The 19,360-nt window shown below is 51.4% G+C and carries 15 protein-coding genes; 2 read left to right on the top strand and 13 right to left on the bottom strand.

Features of this window, described 5'->3' with window-relative positions:
* Positions 1–168: 168 nt before the first annotated feature.
* Positions 169–2,472: a glycerophosphodiester phosphodiesterase family protein gene (locus ACNA6I_RS16790; RefSeq protein WP_252265206.1), complete on the bottom strand. Its 2,304-nt coding sequence runs from the start codon at positions 2,470–2,472 to the stop codon at positions 169–171.
* Positions 2,473–2,640: 168 nt separating this feature from the next.
* Here ACNA6I_RS16790 and ACNA6I_RS16785 point away from each other — a divergent pair, with 168 nt between their 5' ends.
* Positions 2,641–3,204 carry a glycerol-3-phosphate responsive antiterminator gene (locus ACNA6I_RS16785; RefSeq protein WP_053072168.1) on the top strand — a complete coding sequence of 188 codons (564 nt, stop codon included), beginning with the start codon at positions 2,641–2,643 and terminating at the stop codon, positions 3,202–3,204.
* Here ACNA6I_RS16785 and ACNA6I_RS16780 read toward each other — a convergent pair.
* From ACNA6I_RS16780 to ACNA6I_RS16760, 5 genes are all read right to left on the bottom strand, one after another.
* Positions 3,199–3,975: an HAD-IIA family hydrolase gene (locus ACNA6I_RS16780; protein WP_053072167.1), complete on the bottom strand. Its 777-nt coding sequence runs from the start codon at positions 3,973–3,975 to the stop codon at positions 3,199–3,201. The genes ACNA6I_RS16785 and ACNA6I_RS16780 overlap by 6 nt on opposite strands.
* 17 nt (positions 3,976–3,992) lie before the next feature.
* Entirely contained in the window at positions 3,993–5,684 is a 1,692-nt protein-coding gene (locus ACNA6I_RS16775) for an ABC transporter permease (protein WP_048013205.1), read from the bottom strand.
* On the bottom strand, positions 5,681–6,808 hold the full coding sequence (locus tag ACNA6I_RS16770) for an ABC transporter ATP-binding protein (protein WP_053429035.1): 1,128 nt from the start codon (positions 6,806–6,808) through the stop codon (positions 5,681–5,683). Before ACNA6I_RS16770 ends, ACNA6I_RS16775 begins: the two co-directional genes overlap by 4 nt.
* Positions 6,809–6,835: 27 nt before the next feature.
* Positions 6,836–7,867, bottom strand: a complete 1,032-nt coding sequence (locus tag ACNA6I_RS16765; RefSeq protein WP_148794306.1) for an ABC transporter substrate-binding protein — start codon at positions 7,865–7,867, stop codon at positions 6,836–6,838.
* Positions 7,868–8,096: 229 nt separating this feature from the next.
* The gene (locus ACNA6I_RS16760; protein ID WP_048013208.1) at positions 8,097–8,525 is read right to left on the bottom strand and encodes a VOC family protein; all 429 of its coding nucleotides are present in this window, start codon (positions 8,523–8,525) and stop codon (positions 8,097–8,099) included.
* A 79-nt stretch (positions 8,526–8,604) separates the two neighbouring features.
* Between ACNA6I_RS16760 and ACNA6I_RS16755 the strand changes: the two genes are divergently transcribed.
* Entirely contained in the window at positions 8,605–9,528 is a 924-nt protein-coding gene (locus ACNA6I_RS16755; protein WP_416313798.1) for a helix-turn-helix transcriptional regulator, read from the top strand.
* A gap of 41 nt (positions 9,529–9,569) precedes the next feature.
* Here ACNA6I_RS16755 and ACNA6I_RS16750 read toward each other — a convergent pair whose 3' ends face one another.
* From ACNA6I_RS16750 to ACNA6I_RS16720, 7 genes are all read right to left on the bottom strand, one after another.
* Entirely contained in the window at positions 9,570–10,583 is a 1,014-nt protein-coding gene (locus ACNA6I_RS16750) for a LacI family DNA-binding transcriptional regulator (protein WP_048006561.1), read from the bottom strand.
* Positions 10,584–10,661: 78 nt separating this feature from the next.
* Complete coding sequence (locus ACNA6I_RS16745; RefSeq protein WP_252265208.1) at positions 10,662–12,599, bottom strand: beta-galactosidase; 1,938 nt, start codon at positions 12,597–12,599, stop codon at positions 10,662–10,664.
* A 21-nt stretch (positions 12,600–12,620) separates the two neighbouring features.
* Positions 12,621–13,763 carry a galactokinase gene (locus tag ACNA6I_RS16740; RefSeq protein ID WP_416313797.1) on the bottom strand — a complete coding sequence of 381 codons (1,143 nt, stop codon included), beginning with the start codon at positions 13,761–13,763 and terminating at the stop codon, positions 12,621–12,623.
* A complete protein-coding gene (locus ACNA6I_RS16735; protein WP_416313796.1) occupies positions 13,760–15,985 on the bottom strand; it encodes an alpha-galactosidase in 2,226 nt (741 codons plus the stop codon). The genes ACNA6I_RS16740 and ACNA6I_RS16735 overlap by 4 nt, the downstream gene beginning before the upstream one ends.
* A gap of 14 nt (positions 15,986–15,999) precedes the next feature.
* Positions 16,000–16,821 carry a carbohydrate ABC transporter permease gene (locus ACNA6I_RS16730; RefSeq protein WP_048013213.1) on the bottom strand — a complete coding sequence of 274 codons (822 nt, stop codon included), beginning with the start codon at positions 16,819–16,821 and terminating at the stop codon, positions 16,000–16,002.
* The gene (locus ACNA6I_RS16725; protein ID WP_048006566.1) at positions 16,818–17,672 is read right to left on the bottom strand and encodes a carbohydrate ABC transporter permease; all 855 of its coding nucleotides are present in this window, start codon (positions 17,670–17,672) and stop codon (positions 16,818–16,820) included. Before ACNA6I_RS16725 ends, ACNA6I_RS16730 begins: the two co-directional genes overlap by 4 nt.
* A 93-nt stretch (positions 17,673–17,765) precedes the next feature.
* The gene (locus ACNA6I_RS16720) at positions 17,766–19,058 is read right to left on the bottom strand and encodes an ABC transporter substrate-binding protein (RefSeq protein WP_231578871.1); all 1,293 of its coding nucleotides are present in this window, start codon (positions 19,056–19,058) and stop codon (positions 17,766–17,768) included.
* Between the last annotated feature and the right edge of the window lie 302 nt (positions 19,059–19,360).

Genomic DNA, 19,360 nt, shown 5'->3' with positions numbered 1-19,360 from the left:
GAAGAGTAGCTAATGTGAGAAGGCCTGCCGAGGAGGCTCACGGGCTACCCGCGGAAAGCGAAGTCTTGCACGGAAATCATGAGCGGTAGTAAGAACCTATACTGATATTGGTCGTCATTAAATGGCTACTTTTAAATTTTGTCCCACTCTCTTTTTCCTTACATATCCTTACTTCACCGTCACTTCAATCGGCTCTGACACCACATTCCACTCTTCCCCGAGCATGGTGAACGTATGCTTTGCGAATACTTGTGCCGTTCCTGGGGCGGTGGCTTCAATCGTATTGCCGTTGACTGTCACGACGCCATTTCCTTCGGCGACGAACAGTTCGGTCTCGATCTTCTCACGCTCGGCGACGCGGTAGCTGACGCGTGCTTTTGCATGGATGGTGCGTGTTTTTCCAGCTTTCAGATTTACTTTTTTGATTGGGATTTCAAGCTGTACAGGCGATTCTGTCAACCACTGCGTATAATCCGTAATCGGCCCGATGAGTCCGTCTTTCAGCTTATCGGCAAACGGAGGCTCGGCACGGAACGTCCAGTGCATGCTCAGCATCCCACGCTGCCTCATGTATTGAATGAACTCTTTGTACAGGGAACCATAACTGGAATTAAGGGTCACATCGTTGATCGTTCCGTAATCCACGAGCTTCTTCGCATTCTTCAGCTTTTCCTGCAGGGTGCCAGGGACGGCAGAAGAGAACAGATATCCTCCCGGCAGTTCAGGGGCAAGCTCATTGGAGCGCTGCATGCTGTCGAGGTAGAAGCTTTGAAGGACCACCTGATCCATCATGCCTTCTTCCTTGATCTCCTGAATCGTCTGCTCCTCCACATCATGGGCTTTCAACTCCACAAGGAGCATGACATTCTTGCCTTTGAACTCCTGGAGATATTCCTTGAAGGTAGGTACCTTTTCACCTGCGAATTTCTCGTCAAATTTGATACCGGCATCGAGCGCGCGAATTTCAGCGAGGGTCAGATCTTTGACCGCACCCGTTCCATTCGTGGTCCGGTCTACCGTTTCATCATGGATGACCACGAGGTGACCGTCTTTCGTGCGCTGCACATCGGTCTCGATCTGATCGGCACCGAGCTCATAGGCAAGGCGGTACCCCGCCATGGTGTTCTCAGGAGCAAGGGACGGAACACCGCGATGGGCAGCCACCATCGGTCGTTGGACGATCGTCTGATCCGGATACTGACCGAATGCCTTCACGGCAAGCTCAGGTGCGTTCGTGACGATCCCGTCGACCCCAAGGTGGATAAGCTCATGTGTCGAGGCCATTGTATCACCGCCTACGCCCCATACAGCAACCATTCGGTTATGAAGATAATACATGCCTTCTTCCGTCAGGACATTCTGAGGGATCATGACCATCTTGCTTTCACTCTTATGGACATCCTGGACAATCTTCTTCAGATCATGTTTATTGAGATGGCGCTGATCATAATAGAGTCCCCCACGGATCCTCGGGTTCAGGTCTTTCATTGCTTCAATGATCCCCGTCTGACTGGACACGACATGGACATCACTGATGGACAGATCATTGAGCAAACCGACGACGGATTTTTCAAGGCCACCCTTCTCCATATGTAACACCGGGATTTTCTTTCCTTTGAGCGTCATCAGGACGCTACGAAGATCCTTTCCGTTTCCTTTCAGATTACCTGAATCCCCATCCACTTTGATCAGGGCGGAAGCCGTTTCATCACGCGGGACATCGACACCTTCCCCGTTGATGATGGTAGGGGCGTTGATCATGGATGTTTGAGCTTCCTGAGGCAGAAGGGCCCCTTCACCGTCTACTGGCGGCAGCTCGCCTTCGAATGAGGTCAGCTTCACATTATCGTATTCCACCTTAGACCCACTCGTCTGGAACCCGACATCGCCATTGAGATATTTCCCGGCTTGGTCTGTATCGATGACCAGCTGCCCGTTGACATACTGCTGGACACGGTTTCCGCTTGCGACCACTTTCAACCGGTACGTCTTCCCGTATTCCATGTTTTCAGTGTAAAAGTTACGCTCCGGCACGAGCCATTTATCAGCCGGCGTCCGCTCTGCGAATTCCAATCCGTTCACGTCCGAAGCTCCCCGGCGCACGGCAAACTGATAGTATGGATAGTTTTCATTTTGGATCCGGTACATGAGCGATGCCCATCGCTTATCTTCCACGGCCGACTGGAACGTCACATCCGCTTCGAATACATAGTCCCCTTCATCTTCTTCCAAAGGGACGATGACCCTGGCCGGTTTCGAGGTGGCGGAGGAATTCAGGACGAGCTTTCCGCCCTGGACGGCCCCTTGTCCTTCTAAGAGCTTCCATCCATCGGGCAAACGGCCATTCGCGATATCATCAAAATCCTCTTCCAATAGAACCGGGCTTGCAGCTTGTACGGAACTGGTCTGGACAGGGGCAAATAAGCCCAATGCCAATGTGGAAACGGCCATTGTACTGAATAATTTCTTCACGTGTATAACTCCTCCCATGATTGGTTTTACTAGACTGATAGACGGACTGATCCAAAGGGCCGCACCCCACCTCCTTTCGTTCGGGTATGTTGCATTTAAGGGCAGATATGGTACACTTCAAATAGGTAAATAGACAGATAATTCTTAATATGACTGGGTGTGACTTCTTTGGAAATTGTAAACATGGTAGAGTCTCAGATCATCGCTTCCATCAAAGAAGAAAAGGATATTGATAAAGCGATCCGGAGCTCGGCGAACATCGCCTTTCTATTGATTGGGGATATCCTGACGGTCAAACCCTACATAGAGAAACTGAAAGAAGCGAATATGTATATCTTTATCCACCTCGACTTCATCGAGGGGTTGTCCAATACCAAGGGAGCGGTGAAATTCGTCGCAGACGTCTGGAACCCGACGGGCATCATCTCGACCAAAACCAATATGATCCGCTATGCCAAAGAAGAAGGACTCGTGACCATCCAGCGCATCTTCCTCATAGACAGGGGTGCCCTGCAAAAGGGGATTGAAATGATCAAGTCGTGCAAACCCGATGCTGTTGAAGTGCTCCCGGGACTCATGCCGAGGGTGATCGACCAGCTGTCGCACCAGCTCAAGCTCCCCCTCATCGTCGGGGGACTCATCCAGGAGAAGAAAGATATCCTGGATGCCCTTGAAGCCGGTGCCCTGGCTGTCTCATCCGGTGACCCGAATATGTGGAAATTCGACTTATAGATTCACGATCTCCTTAATGCTATCAAGCACATATGAAGGCTGATATGAAGATTTTGTTAACATTTCTTTATTTGTTACCCCGGTGAGCACAAGGACCGATTGCAATCCATTTTCGATTCCCATCCGGATATCCGTCTCGAGGCGGTCCCCGACCATGTAACAGTCTGCTGGATCCAGCTTCAACACTTGAGAGACTACGTATTCCGCCATCCATTTCGACGGTTTGCCCGTGATGGACTCGATCCTCTCACCTGTCACCCCCTCAAGGGCACCGATCATCGCGCCGCAATCAGGAATCTGTCCGCCGAGTACGGGACAGGTCCGGTCAGGATTCGTTGCGATGATCGTCGCCTTATTGAGCCATGCCTGAAAGGCCAGATTGATTTTTTCATAGCTGAACTCCCGGTCCCATCCAAGGACGACGACCTTCGCCTGTCCTGCATCCTGGGTGAGGGTGATCCCCTCCTCCTGCAGTTCATCCAACAGGGGCTTTTCCCCGATGACAAGTGCCGCTTCCCCCGATTCCAGTGCATCCTTCAGAAACTTTGCCGTGATGAAATTGGAATTGATCACTTCATCAAGCTCCACTTCAATCCCGAGCTTCCTCAGCTTCTGCACATAGTCCATCCTAGTGGAGATGGACTTATTGGTCAGGAAGACGACCTTATCGCCCCGTTGTTTCAGGGCAGCGATGGCATCTGCCGCCCCTTCGATCATTTCTTCATCCAAATACACCGTTCCATCCAAATCAAAGATAAATCCTCTAGTCACGTTCTATCTTCACCATCCTACAGTTGATTTTTCGACATGCGATTGGCTATTGCCTGGAGCAGGAGGACAATGATGACAAGCACCACAGACATCGCTGCCGCCGTGTAATATTCCCCTCGCAGGATATTCTGGAAGATTGCCAGACTCATAGGCGCCCAGTCGGCAGGTGCCAATAATATAGATATACTCGTTTCCTTGATAACGGTGATGAAAACGAGGATCGATCCGGCTGCAATTCCCGGAAGCATCAGCGGACCAATGATCGTGATCGCCGCCGTCAGGGGCGTCGCCCCGAGGTTCACGGCCGCTTCTTCAATATCCTGCTTGATGGCCCTCATCGTTCCCATCGTGGATCGCACCATATACGGAAGCCTGCGGATCGTATAGGCGACGATGAGGAGGACCGCAGTCCCTGTCAGGTGAAGAGGCGCCGTGTTGAACGTCTGGATCAAGGCAATCCCGAATGCGATCCCCGGTACGACGAGTGGGATCGACGTCATGAAATCGAGCTTGTTGGAATTCTGCCTGACGACGAAATAGGATACAAATGTCGCGATGATCACGCTCAGAACAAGGGCTCCGAGGGCGAGGACAATACTGTTCTGGATATTCCCAAGGGAACTCGTGAAGATCGTCTTATAGTGGTCAAGAGTATAGCCGTTCGGCAAAGGATTCTTCCCCCAGGTGGTCGCAAGGGACTGTAGCACGATCGACAGCATGGCAAGGAGCGGGAACAGAACAAGCACAAAAGAGTACACGGAAAGCGTGCGCGTCAATCCCTTTGAATCATTGAGCTTCTGCTGCTTCGGTTTCCCTGAAACGGAGCCGTAGTTTTTACCCTTCGTGAACAGATGCTGCAGCCAGAAGAAGAAGGCCGCCACAAGGACCATGATCACCGTCAGGATCGCAGCTCCGCCCCAGTTGAAGAATCCGGCGATTTCCCGGTACGCTTCGACCACGAGGAGGTTCATCTCCTTCGGTGCCAGGATGATCGGCGTCCCGAAATCGGAGAACGAAACCGTGAAGATCAAGAGTGCACTTGAGATCACACCCGGAATGGCCAGGGGAAACGTGACGAAGATAAACGTGAACCAGTTCTTCGCTCCAAGGTTCAAGGATGCCTCCTCAAGGGAGATATCACTCACCTTGAATGCCGCCACCATCGGCCACAGGGCATACGGGAAGAAGAAAAACACCTGCACCAGAACGATTCCGGCCATGGAATAAGGGTCGATCAGCATCCCTTCCCCGCCGAGCTTCTGATAGATGTACGTCACCCACCCCGAACGGCCGAACATGATGATCACGGCATACGCCGAGATGAACGTCGGAACGATGAGGGGGATCGTACATAGTGCTGAGATCGTCTTCTTGAGCGGCATCGTCGTCCGTGCAATCCCGTAGGCGATCGGCACGCACATGACGATGACAATCAGTGCCACCAGGACGGCGAGTCCCAGGCTGTTTTTAACCGCTGAGAAATAGGTTTTATTCGTAAAGATCTTTTCATAGTTTTCAAGGGACACGGCCTTGAACTTCTCCACCGTGGAGCTGAAGATCGCCGGATCCGTGATGGAGCCGAGTAGGTTCACGGGCTGCCCCGTGAAACTGACAAGAAACACCGACAGGAGCGGAAGGATCAGGAATACACCAAAGAAAAGATAGATCAGGATCTTGACGACGCTTAGTCCATTCCACCGTCCCTTCATATGAGAAGCACCCTTTCAGGATCGATGGTGAGCTGGATCATTTCCCCTTCGGCGAGGATCGGTTCACCTGGCACGAAGGTCGTGTCCACGACAAGCTGATACTCATCGACTTGAACGTCATAGCGGACGATGGACCCGAGGTAGGTGGAGACGAGCACTTTTCCTTCGATGATGTTTGTCGCTTCACTTGTGATGGTCCCGGGCTTGAAGGTATTGATGTTTTCCGGACGGACGATGACATTGACCTCTTTATGGTCCACGCGGTGGGTCGATTTCAGCACATAACCTGCACCCTTCACGACGGAATAGCCGTTTTCCGTATCCACGACGGTCCCCTTCATGACGTTCGACGTACCGACAAAATTCGCAATGAAGGGAGTCGAAGGCCTGCTGTAGAGCTCGATGGGCGTCCCGATCTGTTTCACTTCCCCGCTGTCCATGACCGCTACCCTGTCCGCCATGCTCATGGCCTCCTCCTGGTCATGGGTAACGAAGATTGTCGTGATGCCGAGGTCCTGCTGGATGCGCCTGATCGTGTTCCGCATGGAATGGCGAAGCTTTTGGTCAAGGTTTGAAAGTGGCTCATCCATGAGGAGGACCGCTGGCTCCATGATCAGGGCGCGGGCAAGGGCGACACGCTGCTGCTGGCCTCCTGAAAGCTCGCTCGTCAGACGCTTCGCATGCTTGTCGAGTTCTACGTATTCCAGGATCTCCATGACCTTTTGCTCCATGGCTTTCGGATACCGGCCGAGCTTCCGGTTCAAAAGCCGCATGTAAATCGGAAGCTTGGCGGCTACGTTGCTCGCATTCAGCTGTTTGATGTTGAGGCTGTAGGCGACGTTTTCAAACACATTCATGTGGGGGAACAAGGCGTAGCTCTGGAACACCATCCCGCAGTTCCGCTGATTGGGCGGAATGCGGTTCACCTCTTTTTGTCCGATGGTGATGATGCCGGATGTCGGCTGTTCAAAACCTGCAATACAGCGCATCGTTGTCGTCTTCCCGCACCCCGAAGGGCCGAGGAGGGCGAAGAATTCCCCCTCCTGAATATCAAGATCGACGTTCTTTAGCGCCTGCACTCCGGAAAATTCTTTTGTTAGTTGTGTCACTTTGACTGATCCCATTCTTATCTCATCCCCTATTTTGGTGTATTACTGAAACTTATCTTTCCATTCGTTCCTTACGCGATCGTAATTCTCATTCACCCAGTCGATATCAAGATCGACGGCATGCGGTTTGACTTTTTCAAGTGTAAGAGGGGTCTTGGACTCCACTTCCGGGTTGATCGGGATATGATACCAGTTGGCTAGGATCTGCTGACCATCCTTGGAGAGAAGGAAATCCATGAGCTTCTTGCCGCCATCGGGATTCGGTCCGCCTTCAACAATGGATACAGGGTTCGTCAGGATCGGTGTTTTATCCGGAACAACGAAATCGACGCTTTCTCCTTTTGCTTTCTGCTCGTAAGCCATGAAGTCGAAGCCGACTCCGATATGGGCTTCACCCATTGAAACCGCTTTCGTTGGAGCGGAACCTGAATCCGGCATGGAGTTTGCCTGATCTACGAGCTTTTCAAAGTACTCCCAGCCCTCTTTCTCACCGCGTTGCATCATCTGATTCAGCACCATGAGGGTTGCGGTCCCAGATGCAGCCGGGTTGGAGAATTGGATCTTTCCTTTCCACTTCGGATCAAGAAGATCATCCCATGTCTTCGGCGCTTCTTCCTCCGATACAAGTTCTGTATTATAAGCAAATCCGAGAACGAAGATTTCCGTACCCACATATTTGCCGTCTTCATGCTTCACCTTGATGCCATCTTCCACTGTGTCCCAATCTTTGGCGAAATCCGGAATGTAGGAACCGATGATCCCTTTATCCGCTGCCGCTTCAAACGGAAGGATCCCTCCGCCCCCATACCAGACGTCCCCTTGGGGATTATCCTTTTCTGCCATCATCCGGTTTACCAATACGTTCGTTCCCGCATACTGAACGTCAACGGAACCACCGTGGAGTTCCTCGAATTTTTGACCGAGCTCCTTCGTCATATCCGGTGTTTCCGGAGAATAGAACGTAATCTGTCCCGTTTTGCCGTCTCCATCACCGGAACTCTTGTCTCCTGCGCAACCTGCAAGCAGGCTTCCTGCCAGGATCATGGAAGCCACGACCGATAGTGATTTTTTCATCTTGAAATCCCCCTATTTTGTTTTTCGAGTTTCCGGGCAAAGAAAAAGAGAAGACGCACCAATGTAAACCCTTACATTTTAAGGGTTATCAATTGGGCTTCTTCTCAAAGTCTCTTCCCAGTCCTATTCGATTACATTTATTATACAAAAATATCTGAATTTTACAACATATAATTTACAAATTGTTTACAAATGGGAAGAAGGGCATGGATGCCCACACCCTTCTCTCTTACTCTATTCGTTTCGTAAATAAGTGGAATGAAACGCCAAATGGATCCCTCACGAACCCATATCCTTCCGTATAAAACTCCGGGGTGAACGGCTTCAGGATCTCAGCTCCACGGCTCACCAGCTTATCATATATTCCCCTTGCTTCTTCAACCGTTTCAAATGTGAGACATAAGGAAATATGACTACCTGGTGTAACGGGTAATCCTTCCGTATCATCGGCAAGCATCAATGTGATGTTTCCGAATGAGAGGACAGCTTGGTCGATCCGATTCAATCGATCTTGCTCTATGCCGATTTTCGCACCTTCAGGTCTATCGCTTATTCGTTGGATGTATCGTGTTTCGGCACCAAATATGTCTTCATAAAACGTTCTTGCTTCTTCTGCCTCGCTTGTCATAAGTACATAAGGTGATACGTCGAATGTCATGATTCTTGCCCTCCTTTTCGGTATACTGATAGTATAGAACTGATCGGTGTCAGTTTCCGGCACCGTTGGGAGGATGACAGTGAAAAAATCTACTCGTTTGTATCATATGATCCATTACATGAATGAGGTGCATCATTTCACGTTGAGTGATTTGATGGAAGAATTCAATATTTCTAAAAGCACGGCACTTCGAGATATGAGAGACCTGGAAGAGCTTGGCGTTCCATTCTACAGTGAAAGCGGTCAGCATGGCGGGTATCACATCATCCGCGAAAGGGGCTTAACGAAGATCGATCTCACTCCTCAGGAGCTCCTCGCCCTTCTCTTCGCCTTCGGAAGTATCTCCCAGCTTCCAACGATCCCCTTCAACGCTACATATGACGGGATATATCGCAAAATCATCAGCCATTCAAGTACTGAACAAAAGGCGGAAATCAACCGGTTTTTAGGCAAATTTCAGTATTTCAACAAAAGTGGCCAGGCAACGATTCCACACTTTGAGCAAATGGTTCAAGCCTCATTCAGCCAGCAAATCTGCATGATCCATTATCAAGGCCGATCCCTGGCCTCCCCCTACTCAGTGGTCGGTTTCCTATTCAAAAACAGCAAATGGTATGCAGTGGTGCTGGAGATTCAAACGGATCGTGTCAGACTGTTCAGTATGGAAAAGATTGAAGATGTAGAGCTGAAAGACGATGTGACCGATGCTGGCGGCGTTACCCTTGAAAACTTCACTCACTATATGAGTCAAGGTTATATGGAAATCGTAGTCCAATGCACGGAAAAGGGGCTGTCCGATCTGACCTCTTATTTATGGTCAAATCAAAAAGTAATCAACCAAGAAGGACGGATAATCTTCACATCCTCCATACATCCTCGGGACATTCCTTTTATCGCCAAGCTTCTCACGAGATCAGGAAGGGAAGTGAAAGTCCTCTCCCCTCCGGAGCTAATAGAGGCCGTGAAGGAAGAACTCGCCCTCTCCCTCGCCCAGTACCAATAAAAAAACACCCGTGAGGCGAACAGCCTCACGGGTGCCTGATCCTATTTTCTTTCTTCACAGCTCTCCCGCTTCACCAGATGATTCGGGACAACCACCTTCTTGGCGAGCTCCCGCTTGGATTGGATCTGATCCAGGAGAAGCTCGACAGCGGATTCGCCCATGAATTCCGTGTACACTTTCACCGTGGTAAGGGACGGCTGCAGGAATTTTGATGTGGCGATATCATTAAATCCGACGATCGATACCTGCTCCGGCACCTGATACCCTGCTTCATGAAGGGCGCGGATCGCCCCGATCGCCATGGAGTCGGAGGCGATGAAGAAGGCGGTTGGAAGACGTTCCCCCTTCAAGGCTTCCTTCATGAGGCGGTAGCCGTCTTCCGAAGTGAAGTTCCCCTTCGTCCACGTGAATTCCGGATGGTACATCCCCCGGAGGGCCTGGTACTGGTAGAACGAGCATTCACGCTCGTCACGGATCGGCTGGTCTTTCGTGACGAACTCCTGTCCGCCTATGTATCCGATATCTTCGTGGCCGAGGGAGGAAAGGTAATCAAGGACTTCATTCATCGCCTTCCGGAAGTCCACGACCACGCAGTCATAATCATCACTCGGGGAGTAATCGACCAGGACGAGATGGCGGGCGGCGCCTTCGAACAGATCGATTTCCTCCTGGCTGTATTTACCGACGGCAATGATGCCGTCCAGTCCTTCAAGGCGGGAAGGATCGAGGTCGTCCCCGCTCTTGAACAACTTGATGAGGTCGATGTTCCTCTCCTGGCATTCCCGTTCGACACCTGACCGGATCGCCATATAATACGGATCCGCCATCTCCTGCTGCTCGGAGTACCAGTAGACCAGGCCGAACAGCATGCGTTCCTTCATCTGCTGGGGATCTTTACGGTTGCGGAGTGTCTTATAGTTCATATCCTGAGCGATCTGGAAGACCCGCTTCTTTGTTTCATCGGCGACAGAGAGCGTTTCATCGTAGTTCAGGACCCTGGAGACCGTAGCAAGTGAGACACCTGCCTTTTTTGCAATATCCTTCAAAGTGGCCATCCCACTTCCTCCTTCTGATTACAAGCATTCGTTTCTATTATAGCGAAGAAGCGGGCATCACACACTTCATTCTCTGAGTTATTTCCATTCCACGATGGTGCTGGCATAGGGTGCAAGCGTGTGGTTCCCAACGGTTTTTTCGTCTCCCGTATGATTGAGGAGGAACAGATGGTCCTTGCCATCCAGCGTCCGCTTATACACTTCGACACCTGGCCCTGTTTCCATGGACCAGATCCCGTGGCGATCGATGACGCTCTTTCCGATTTCCTTCATCGACTCCCGGTCAAGTCCTCCACCGATGTAATACACCTGCCCTTTGCCATAGCTGTTCCGTGTAACGGCAGCTTTCTCTTCATAGAATGGATCCTGATAGCGATAGAGGACCTCGGCAGTGTCTGGTGTGATGAGATCACGCCAGACCGTGACCGTCCCTGACCTCTCCCCTTTGACGGTCAATTCCTGCCCATCGGCAAGCGCCTCGGTTTCGTGGATCCGGATGCCGCACAGATCGGTCACCATGCCTGGCAAGGCTTCCCCGAGACGGATGTTATTGTCCTCATCCCTCAACCCCGTCCTGAAGGAGAAGAGAATCGTCCCGCCGTTATCGGCAAACGTCCGCAATCTGTCAGACAGCTTAGAATCCATCATCTGCATCACCGGCACGACCAGTACTTTATAGGAATCAAACGGTCGGTCAACGGGGATCACATCAATCGAAGCGTTCCAATCGTAGAAGGCCTGATACATCCGCGTCAATTCCTTCGTGAAGTCGAAGCCTGAGCTTTGGACCTGCGAGCGCCATGACCAGATGTTTTCATAGCTGTACAGCACGGCGACATCGGCTTGGATCGGAGCGTTCAACAGCTCTTCATAAGGCTTGATCTCGGAGAAAAGGGACTGGACTTCCTTGTATTTGCGTCCCCGATGATTATCATGGTCCACGACCCCGAAGCAGAACTGCTCTGCTCCCTTGGTCATCCCCCTCCAGCGGAAGTACAGAAGGTCGGTACAGCCGTGTGCAAATGCCTGGTATGACCACATCTTGGCCTGATTCGGACGCGGCAGATACCCGATGACGTCATGTCCCTGTGCCCCCATCAGTTCCTCCACGATCCAGTAGTTCTTCCCGAGGAGACCACGATTGAAGTCATGGTTCATGGCCACTTCTGCCGGGGAAATCGGTTCCGTCAGACCACCCCACACAGGATAGTTATCGTACGAAACGACATCAAGCTCCCGGGCATGTTCCGGGTGATCGAACCACTTATCAAAGAATCCTCCTGACACATTCGTCGTGACAAGCTGATGATCGCCTTTGAATTCCCTGACGATTTTCACCATTTCCTTCGCATAGCGATTCACGGAGAACGAACGGAATTTCGCCCAATCGAGCTTCAGGGACGGGTTGTGCGTCGTAACGGTAGGCGTCGGCATCGGGATTTCGTCGAATCCATTATACGTCTGCCCCCAGAAGATGGTCCCCCAGCGCTCATTGAGCTCGTCGACCGTCTTGTATTTATCCTGCAAGAATGTCTGGAACCCTTCATGACACTGTTCACAGTAGCACTGATCACTGCCTTCGTGGCCGAACTCATTGTCGATCTGCCAGACGGTGATGCCCGTCTCCGTGCTGTAATGCTTCACGAGTTCCTCTGTGATGCGCGAACTGTAGGTCCAATAGTCCTTGGAGTTGAAGCAATACTGCCTCCTGCCCCCAAAGCTCCTGGTAAGTCCCCTCTCGTCCTTGGACAGGATGGACGGATGCTTCTTCGCTAGCCATGCCGGGAACGTTGCCGTCGGGGTCCCGAACATGATGGACAGATCCCTCTTTTTTGCTTTCTTGATCACTTCGTCAAAGAAGGAAAAGTCGAATTCCCCTTCCTTGCTTTCCATCAGATGCCAGGCGAATTCACCGATCCGGATCATGGTGGACCCCATTTCCTTGATGCCATCAAGGTCTTCATCCATCATCTCTTTCGGCCAATGCTCCGGATAATAATCCACTCCCAAATACATATCGTTTCCTCCATTCTATCGTTACCTGATCGGTGTCACTTCACTTGCTCCCGCTCCGGCTTTCACCACATAGAAACTGGCGGTCCTGCCGGTCGAGCCCTCATAGGCACTTCCTACTTCCTGAATAAAAGACGGAACGGCGGTTTCCGCCACCAGATTCACGGTGCAGCCCCCGAATCCCGCTCCCGTCATGCGCGCCCCGATCGTTCCATGATGCTGCCAGGCCGCATCGACAAGCGCATCAAGGGCATCACCGGTCACCTCATAATCGACCCGCAGGGATTCATGGGACTCCTTCATCAACTGTCCGAATCCATAAATGTCCCCATTCCTTAAAAGCTCTGCTCCTCTGCGCGTACGGTCATTCTCCGTCACCACGTGTCGGACCCGCCTTGCTTCCTCGTCCGATAACTGCGCCATCACCCGTGAGAAGTCCTCCGGCGTCAGCTCTCCAAGCGACGCAATGCCTTCAAGTTTCAAAAGCGCATCCTCACATGTTTTCCGCCGCTCATTATAGGCAGAACCCGCGAGTTCACGCCGTACATTCGAATTGGCAATCACGATGGAGATGCCTTCAAGAGGCAAAGGGATGTAGTCATATTTCAAGCTGCCACAGTCAAGGAGGATCCCCCGCTGTGCTTTCCCGAACCCTACGGCAAACTGATCCATGATGCCGCAGTTCACCCCGATATATCGGTTCTCCACTTCTTGACTGATCAGTACGAGATCTAGGGTGGAATGCCCGAGGCTGTACCACTCATTCACCATGACCGCGGTCGCAATCTCGATGGAAGCAGATGAGGATAGTCCGGCCCCATTGGGGATATTCCCCTGATAGTACAGGTCCTTCCCACGTGGTTCCCCTTGAAGCAGATGGTGAAAGATGCCCTTCGGGTAGTTCGCCCAGCCATCCTCCGGATCATACGCGAGGTGATAAACCGGGACTTCAATGATTCCCGCTTCAGGAAAGTTTTCTGAGAACAGGCGAATCAGATCGGTTCCATTTTCCCTGGCTGATACATAGGTGCCGACACCGAGAGCGCACGGCAGGACAAGGCCCCCTGTATAATCCGTGTGTTCACCGATCAGATTGACCCTGCCGGGGGCGAAGAAGGTACGGATTCCTTCGTCCTTTCCTCCAAATACATCGGTCAGTTTCTTCATCGTGCATCCCCCACTTTTTCAAACTTCCAGATCGCCGATTGGAAATCTCCTGTCATTATGGTATTCTCTGTCCTCACAGTCCCACTGAAGAACGGTGGAATCAGGAAGCCGACATTCATCAGTTCATCTCCATAGTAGCGGGTCCCGCTTCCCTTCAGCTCATAAAGGCCATCGGGGTCAAGTCCCCGCATGGGAACGCGGATGAGAGAAGGATTCGGCTTCGCCAGTACCCGGTAAAAGGCAAGAATGGCCTCATTGGCATCGGATACCATCCACGCTGCATCACTTCCTTCGAATGGACTCACAAGGCGGTGGAACGATCCGAACTGAATGAGCTTGCGATTGGCTTTGAAGAAGGTCACCTGCTCCCTTACCGCCGCTTTCTCTTCATGGGAAAGGGCCGTTGCATCAAGCTCATAGCCGAAAGCCCCGAACATGGCCGCATGGAACCTCGTCTCGATCGGTGTCGAGCGCCCTGTCTGGTGATTCGGTGAATTGGAAACATGGGCCCCCATGGAAGACAGGGGATAGACAAGTGAAGTTCCCCATTGGATCTTCAATCGTTCCACAGCGTCAGTATTGTCACTCGTCCACGTCTGGGGCATGTAATGAAGCATGCCCGGATCGAACCGGTTGCCACCGCTTGCACAGGATTCAAACAAGATATGCGGGAACGCCTTCGTCAATCGTTCCAAAAGGGAGTACAACCCCAACACATAACGGTGGGCCACCTCTCCCTGCAGATGTTCCCTGGAACCGACTTCCGTCATATTCCGGTTCATATCCCATTTCACATACATGATATCCGCCGAGCTGAACACATCGCTGAGTACGCGATACAAATGCTCGACCACTTCATCCCGGGAAAGATCGAGAATGAACTGATTACGCCCGTGGGACAGGGGACGGTCCTCCACGCCCAGCACCCAATCGGGGTGTTCTTCATAAAGGGAACTCTTCACTGAAATCATTTCCGGTTCCACCCAGATCCCGAACCCCTGATGCGCAGGCATCCCTTCTCGCAAACCATCCAGTCCACGAGGCAGTTTCCTTTTGTCCGGCGTCCAGTCGCCGAGGGAGGATGTATCATGATTCCGTCCTTCAAACCACCCGTCATCGAGGACGAACAGTTCTATGCCAAGATCCGCTGCCTCCCCGGCAATGTCGAGGAGTTTATCTTCATGAAAATCAAAATATGTTGCTTCCCAGTTATTGATCAGGACCGGACGCTCACGATCGCGCCACTCCCCTCTTGCCAATCGGGTGCGATAAAGCTCGTGATACGTGGCACTCATCCCTCCAAGTCCCCGGTCGGAGTAGACCATGACCGCTTCCGGCGACTGCAGGCTCTCACCCTTTTCCAGTCGCCACTCAAAACCGAACGGATTGATTCCGATCATGGCACGTGACACATCATGGGCATCGACTTCGACGCCCCCGAAGAAGTTCCCGCTGTAAACGAGGCTGAATCCGTAGACCTCTCCCGCATATTCCGTCGACGCTTTAGAACAAAGGGCAAAGAACGGATTATGCTTGGAGCTTGAAACCCCCTTCTTGCTGTCGATGGACTGCAGTCCTTTCCTCAAGGCCGTCTTTTCCACATGCCCTTCCCGGATCCACGCTCCGTTCAAATGAAGGAAGTCATAGTCTTTAACCGGAAAGTCCACTGACGCGCTCAGCAGACGCTCCACCGTAATCGGTTTATCTCCACCGTTCACGATGCGGGAGCTCCTGATCACTGCATCGCGATCATGGAACACGGTGTAGAGAAGCTCCAGACTGACATCGGCAACCCCATCATGCAAGGTCAGGACGAGAGTCTCCGCTTCCTCCCCGGAATGCACATACACACCCGGAAGCCCTTCCAAAGAGGGCTTCCCCTTTTCGATTCTATGAGATTGATAGACAAACCCTGATGTCCGGCTGCCGTTTGCATGCTTCACCACGACGGCGGGCTCCCGGAAATCGGATGTGCCGTACACAGGGAATTCCTGTTTTAAGAACTCCAAGGAAAAGAGCTGATCCCCCTCATAGGGGAAGCACATATTCCCAAGCGGCTCAGACGGGAGCTGAAGCAGATGGGAGAAGTCCTCGCGGTGGCGGATTTTTTTCCCGTAATATAAATGCCCAGGGTTCCCGTTTTTCAGGATGGTGAAGATATAGCTGACGTTCTTCCCCTGGAGGTGGAATTGATTGGTTTCTTTATTGACAAAGATCGGCACTCAAATGGCCTCCTTTATTTCACCGCGCTTCCGAGCATGCCAGAGATGAACTGGCGCTGAAGGGCGAGGAAGAAGATGATGATCGGGATGGTGGCAATGGTGACCCCTGACATGACCTGACCGTAGTCGATCCTCGACAGGCCGAACAGGGAGGACAGTGCAACCGGGAATGTGTACATTTCATTCGATGACAAGGCAATCAATGGCCACAGGAAGCTGTTCCACTGATACAAGAATAGGAAGATTGCCGTCGCGGCAAGAGCGGGCTTCATGGACGGCATGACGATCCGGAAGAAGATCTTCCATTCCCCGGAGCCGTCGATACGCGCCGCCTCGATCAAGGAATTCGGGAATGCCAGCATATTCTGCCTCATGAGGAAGATGGCGAATGGATACGCCAGGTTCGGCAGGATCAACGCTTGATACGTATCGAGCCAGCCGAAGTTCGCCATCATCTTGAAGAGCGGGATGATGGTCGCGTGATACGGCACCATCATGGATAGCAGGAAGATGCCAAAGATGATGTTGCGTCCCCTGAAACGGAATTTGGCAAAAGCATAGGCTGCCATGGAACAGATCAGGAGGCTGAGGACCGTATAGACAATCGCCACGAACAATGAGTTGAACATGACCCGTCCGATATCGATCGCTTCGTTGAGATTCTTCACATTTTCCACGAGCTTTGCGCCCGGGATCAGGACCGGCGGCTTAGAGAACAACTTCCCGCTCTCGTTCGTTGCCCCGATTGCCGCCCAGTAGAACGGGAAGAGGGAAATCAATGCACCGATGGCAAGGACGACGTACATGGTGATTTTTTTACCGATTGATTTTCTCATTCTTGATCCCCCGTTACTTTGAATTGGATGAATGTCATGATGGCGATGAGCACCACGATGACATAGGCAATGGTTGAGGCATATCCGAAGTCGAAATACCGGAAACCGGTTTGATACAGGTACATCCCGATCGTCAGCGTCGCATCACTCGGTCCGCCTTTCGTGAGCACGAACGGCTCATCGAATAGCTGCAGGGTCCCGATCGTCGACAGGACGACGGTGAAAAGGATGACCGGCTTCAGCTGCGGGATGGTGATGGAGAAGAACTGGCGGACCTTCGATGCCCCGTCCATGCTCGCTGCTTCGTACATTTCTTCAGGGATGTTCTGGAGCCCTGCAAGATAAATGACCATATTGTACCCGACCCATCTCCACGTCATGGCGAGGATCAGGGAAGCTTTCGCCCAGAATGGATCGTTCAGCCATGGGATGGCATCAAGTCCGACGGCCGCCAGCACCTGGTTGATGACTCCATCGTTCATGAGCATGATGGAGAAGATGATGGAATAGGCAACCAGCGAGGTGACCGCAGGCAGGAAGAATGTGACCCGGAAGAATCCTTTCATCCTGAGCAATGCGGAATTAAGAATGGAAGATAAGATGAGGGCGAGCAGTACCATGATCGGTACCTGAATGATCAGGAGGATGAACGTATTCTTCAATGCTTTATGGAAGATTTCATCCGACATGAGCCGCTTGTAGTTATCAATGCCGACAAAGGCAAGATTCGCCCCCTGTCCCGATTGAAAACTCATGATCAGGGACGAGATGATCGGATACAGCATGAACACACTGAACAGCACAAGTGCCGGTGCGACAAATAAGTAGGGAATATAGGCTTTCGTCTTCATACATCAACCTTCTCTCTATGATTCAATAAAAAAAGAGAGAGACACGAGGTCCCGGATTGATCCTGGCTCTATCTCTCTCATCATCGTGAATCGTCAGTTATTGATATCCCGCTTCGTGCGGTCCTTCAATCGTTTGGCCGCATCTTCGAGGGCCTTATCTGCTTTGGCGCCATTGAACATATCAGCCTGTGCTTTGATCGCTTCATCAAGTGCCAAGGAATAATCCTTTGTATAGTAGGCAGTCGGGATATCCTTCATCTCATCTGCGAACAATGACCAGATTTCCTGACCTCCGAAGAACTCGACGCCTTCAGTAAAGACTTCAGAATCATAAGCCGTATTCAAGGAAGGGAACAGACCGTAGTCTTCCATGGCCATGATCTGTGTATCGGTATCTGTGGAGAAGAACTCCATGAACTTGTAAGCAGCATCGGCATTTTTAGAGGAAGCAGGAATCATCCAGCCACCGCCGCCGAGGTTTGCCGCACGATTGCCACCTTCTTCAATGGCAGGAAGCGGGAACACACCCCAGTCGCCGCTTGTATCTTTCGCTTGATCCACAATCGTTCCGTAGTACCATGCACCGAATGGAATTGTTGCAACCGATCCGTCAGCCGTGGCAGAAACTGTTCCGTTCCATCCATCGACGTTCTTGATCAAGTCGGCATCGGCGAATTTCTTCTGAATTTCCATCGCCTTCACGGCTTTAGGATTTGTCAGGTCGATATTGCCTTTTTCATCAAAGTAGAATGCACCTTGCTGGTTCAGCATCATCCGGAACGTCGGATCATCCTTAAACATATCAAGCGGCATCGCAGCTACACCTGTTTTATCCTTGATGGTCTTACCTGCTTCCAAGAAATCATCCCATGTCTCGATGTCTTCTGCTTTCACGCCCGCTTCTTCAAAAATGCTTCTGCGGTAGAACATTCCTGAAGGACCGGCATCGAATGGCATGGCATAGTAATCGCCGTCCACTTGGGCAAGGTCATTCTTGAAGGAAGGGAACTTATCTTCATGGTCCTTGAATCCTTTTTCGGAAAGGTTCACGAATCCATCCGGGAACGCTTCCACATAGCCGTGGATCCGGTCATCTTCCACAAGTACGATGTCCGGCAGGCCGACACCGCCGGCTGCAAGGCCAGTGGAGAGTTTGTCATATACGTCAAGGCGTCCGATATCCTCGACTTTCAACTTCACATCAGGATTTTCTTTTTCATATGTTTTGATTGCTTCGTTCAATGCCCCGACGTTCACGTTCCACGCCCAGGCTGTGAGGGTCACTTTGCCGTCCTTGCCTTTTCCATCGCCACCGCTGCTATTGGAGCTGCATCCGGCAATGATCAGGGTCGCGATGATCCCCATCAATACGACTAACTTTTTCATCCTCTTCATCCCCTTTGTGTTTCGATATGTGTTAAAGGTTATTACCAAGCTGAAAAACTTCTAGTAAGCGTTTACATCTTACTTTTGATTTTAGTAAACTAGTTCGATCAGGTCAAGAGATTTTTTACTAAAAATTTTAATAGTTTTTTACTTTGTGAAAATAGAAGTCGTTTTGGTCGTTTGATCCTCGTTTATTCAAGGAGTTTGATTGCCGATAAGGACGTTCCTTTTCGCTACGGCGGCTCGCTTTGAGGCGGAGGCAGTTGAGCCGCTTAGGCTACGCCTCCAGGATCTCCACCTTG

Source organism: Rossellomorea sp. FS2, assembly GCF_047915635.1.
Taxonomy (GTDB): domain Bacteria; phylum Bacillota; class Bacilli; order Bacillales; family Bacillaceae_B; genus Rossellomorea; species Rossellomorea marisflavi_A.
This window is presented reverse-complemented; position numbering and strand designations above follow the sequence as displayed.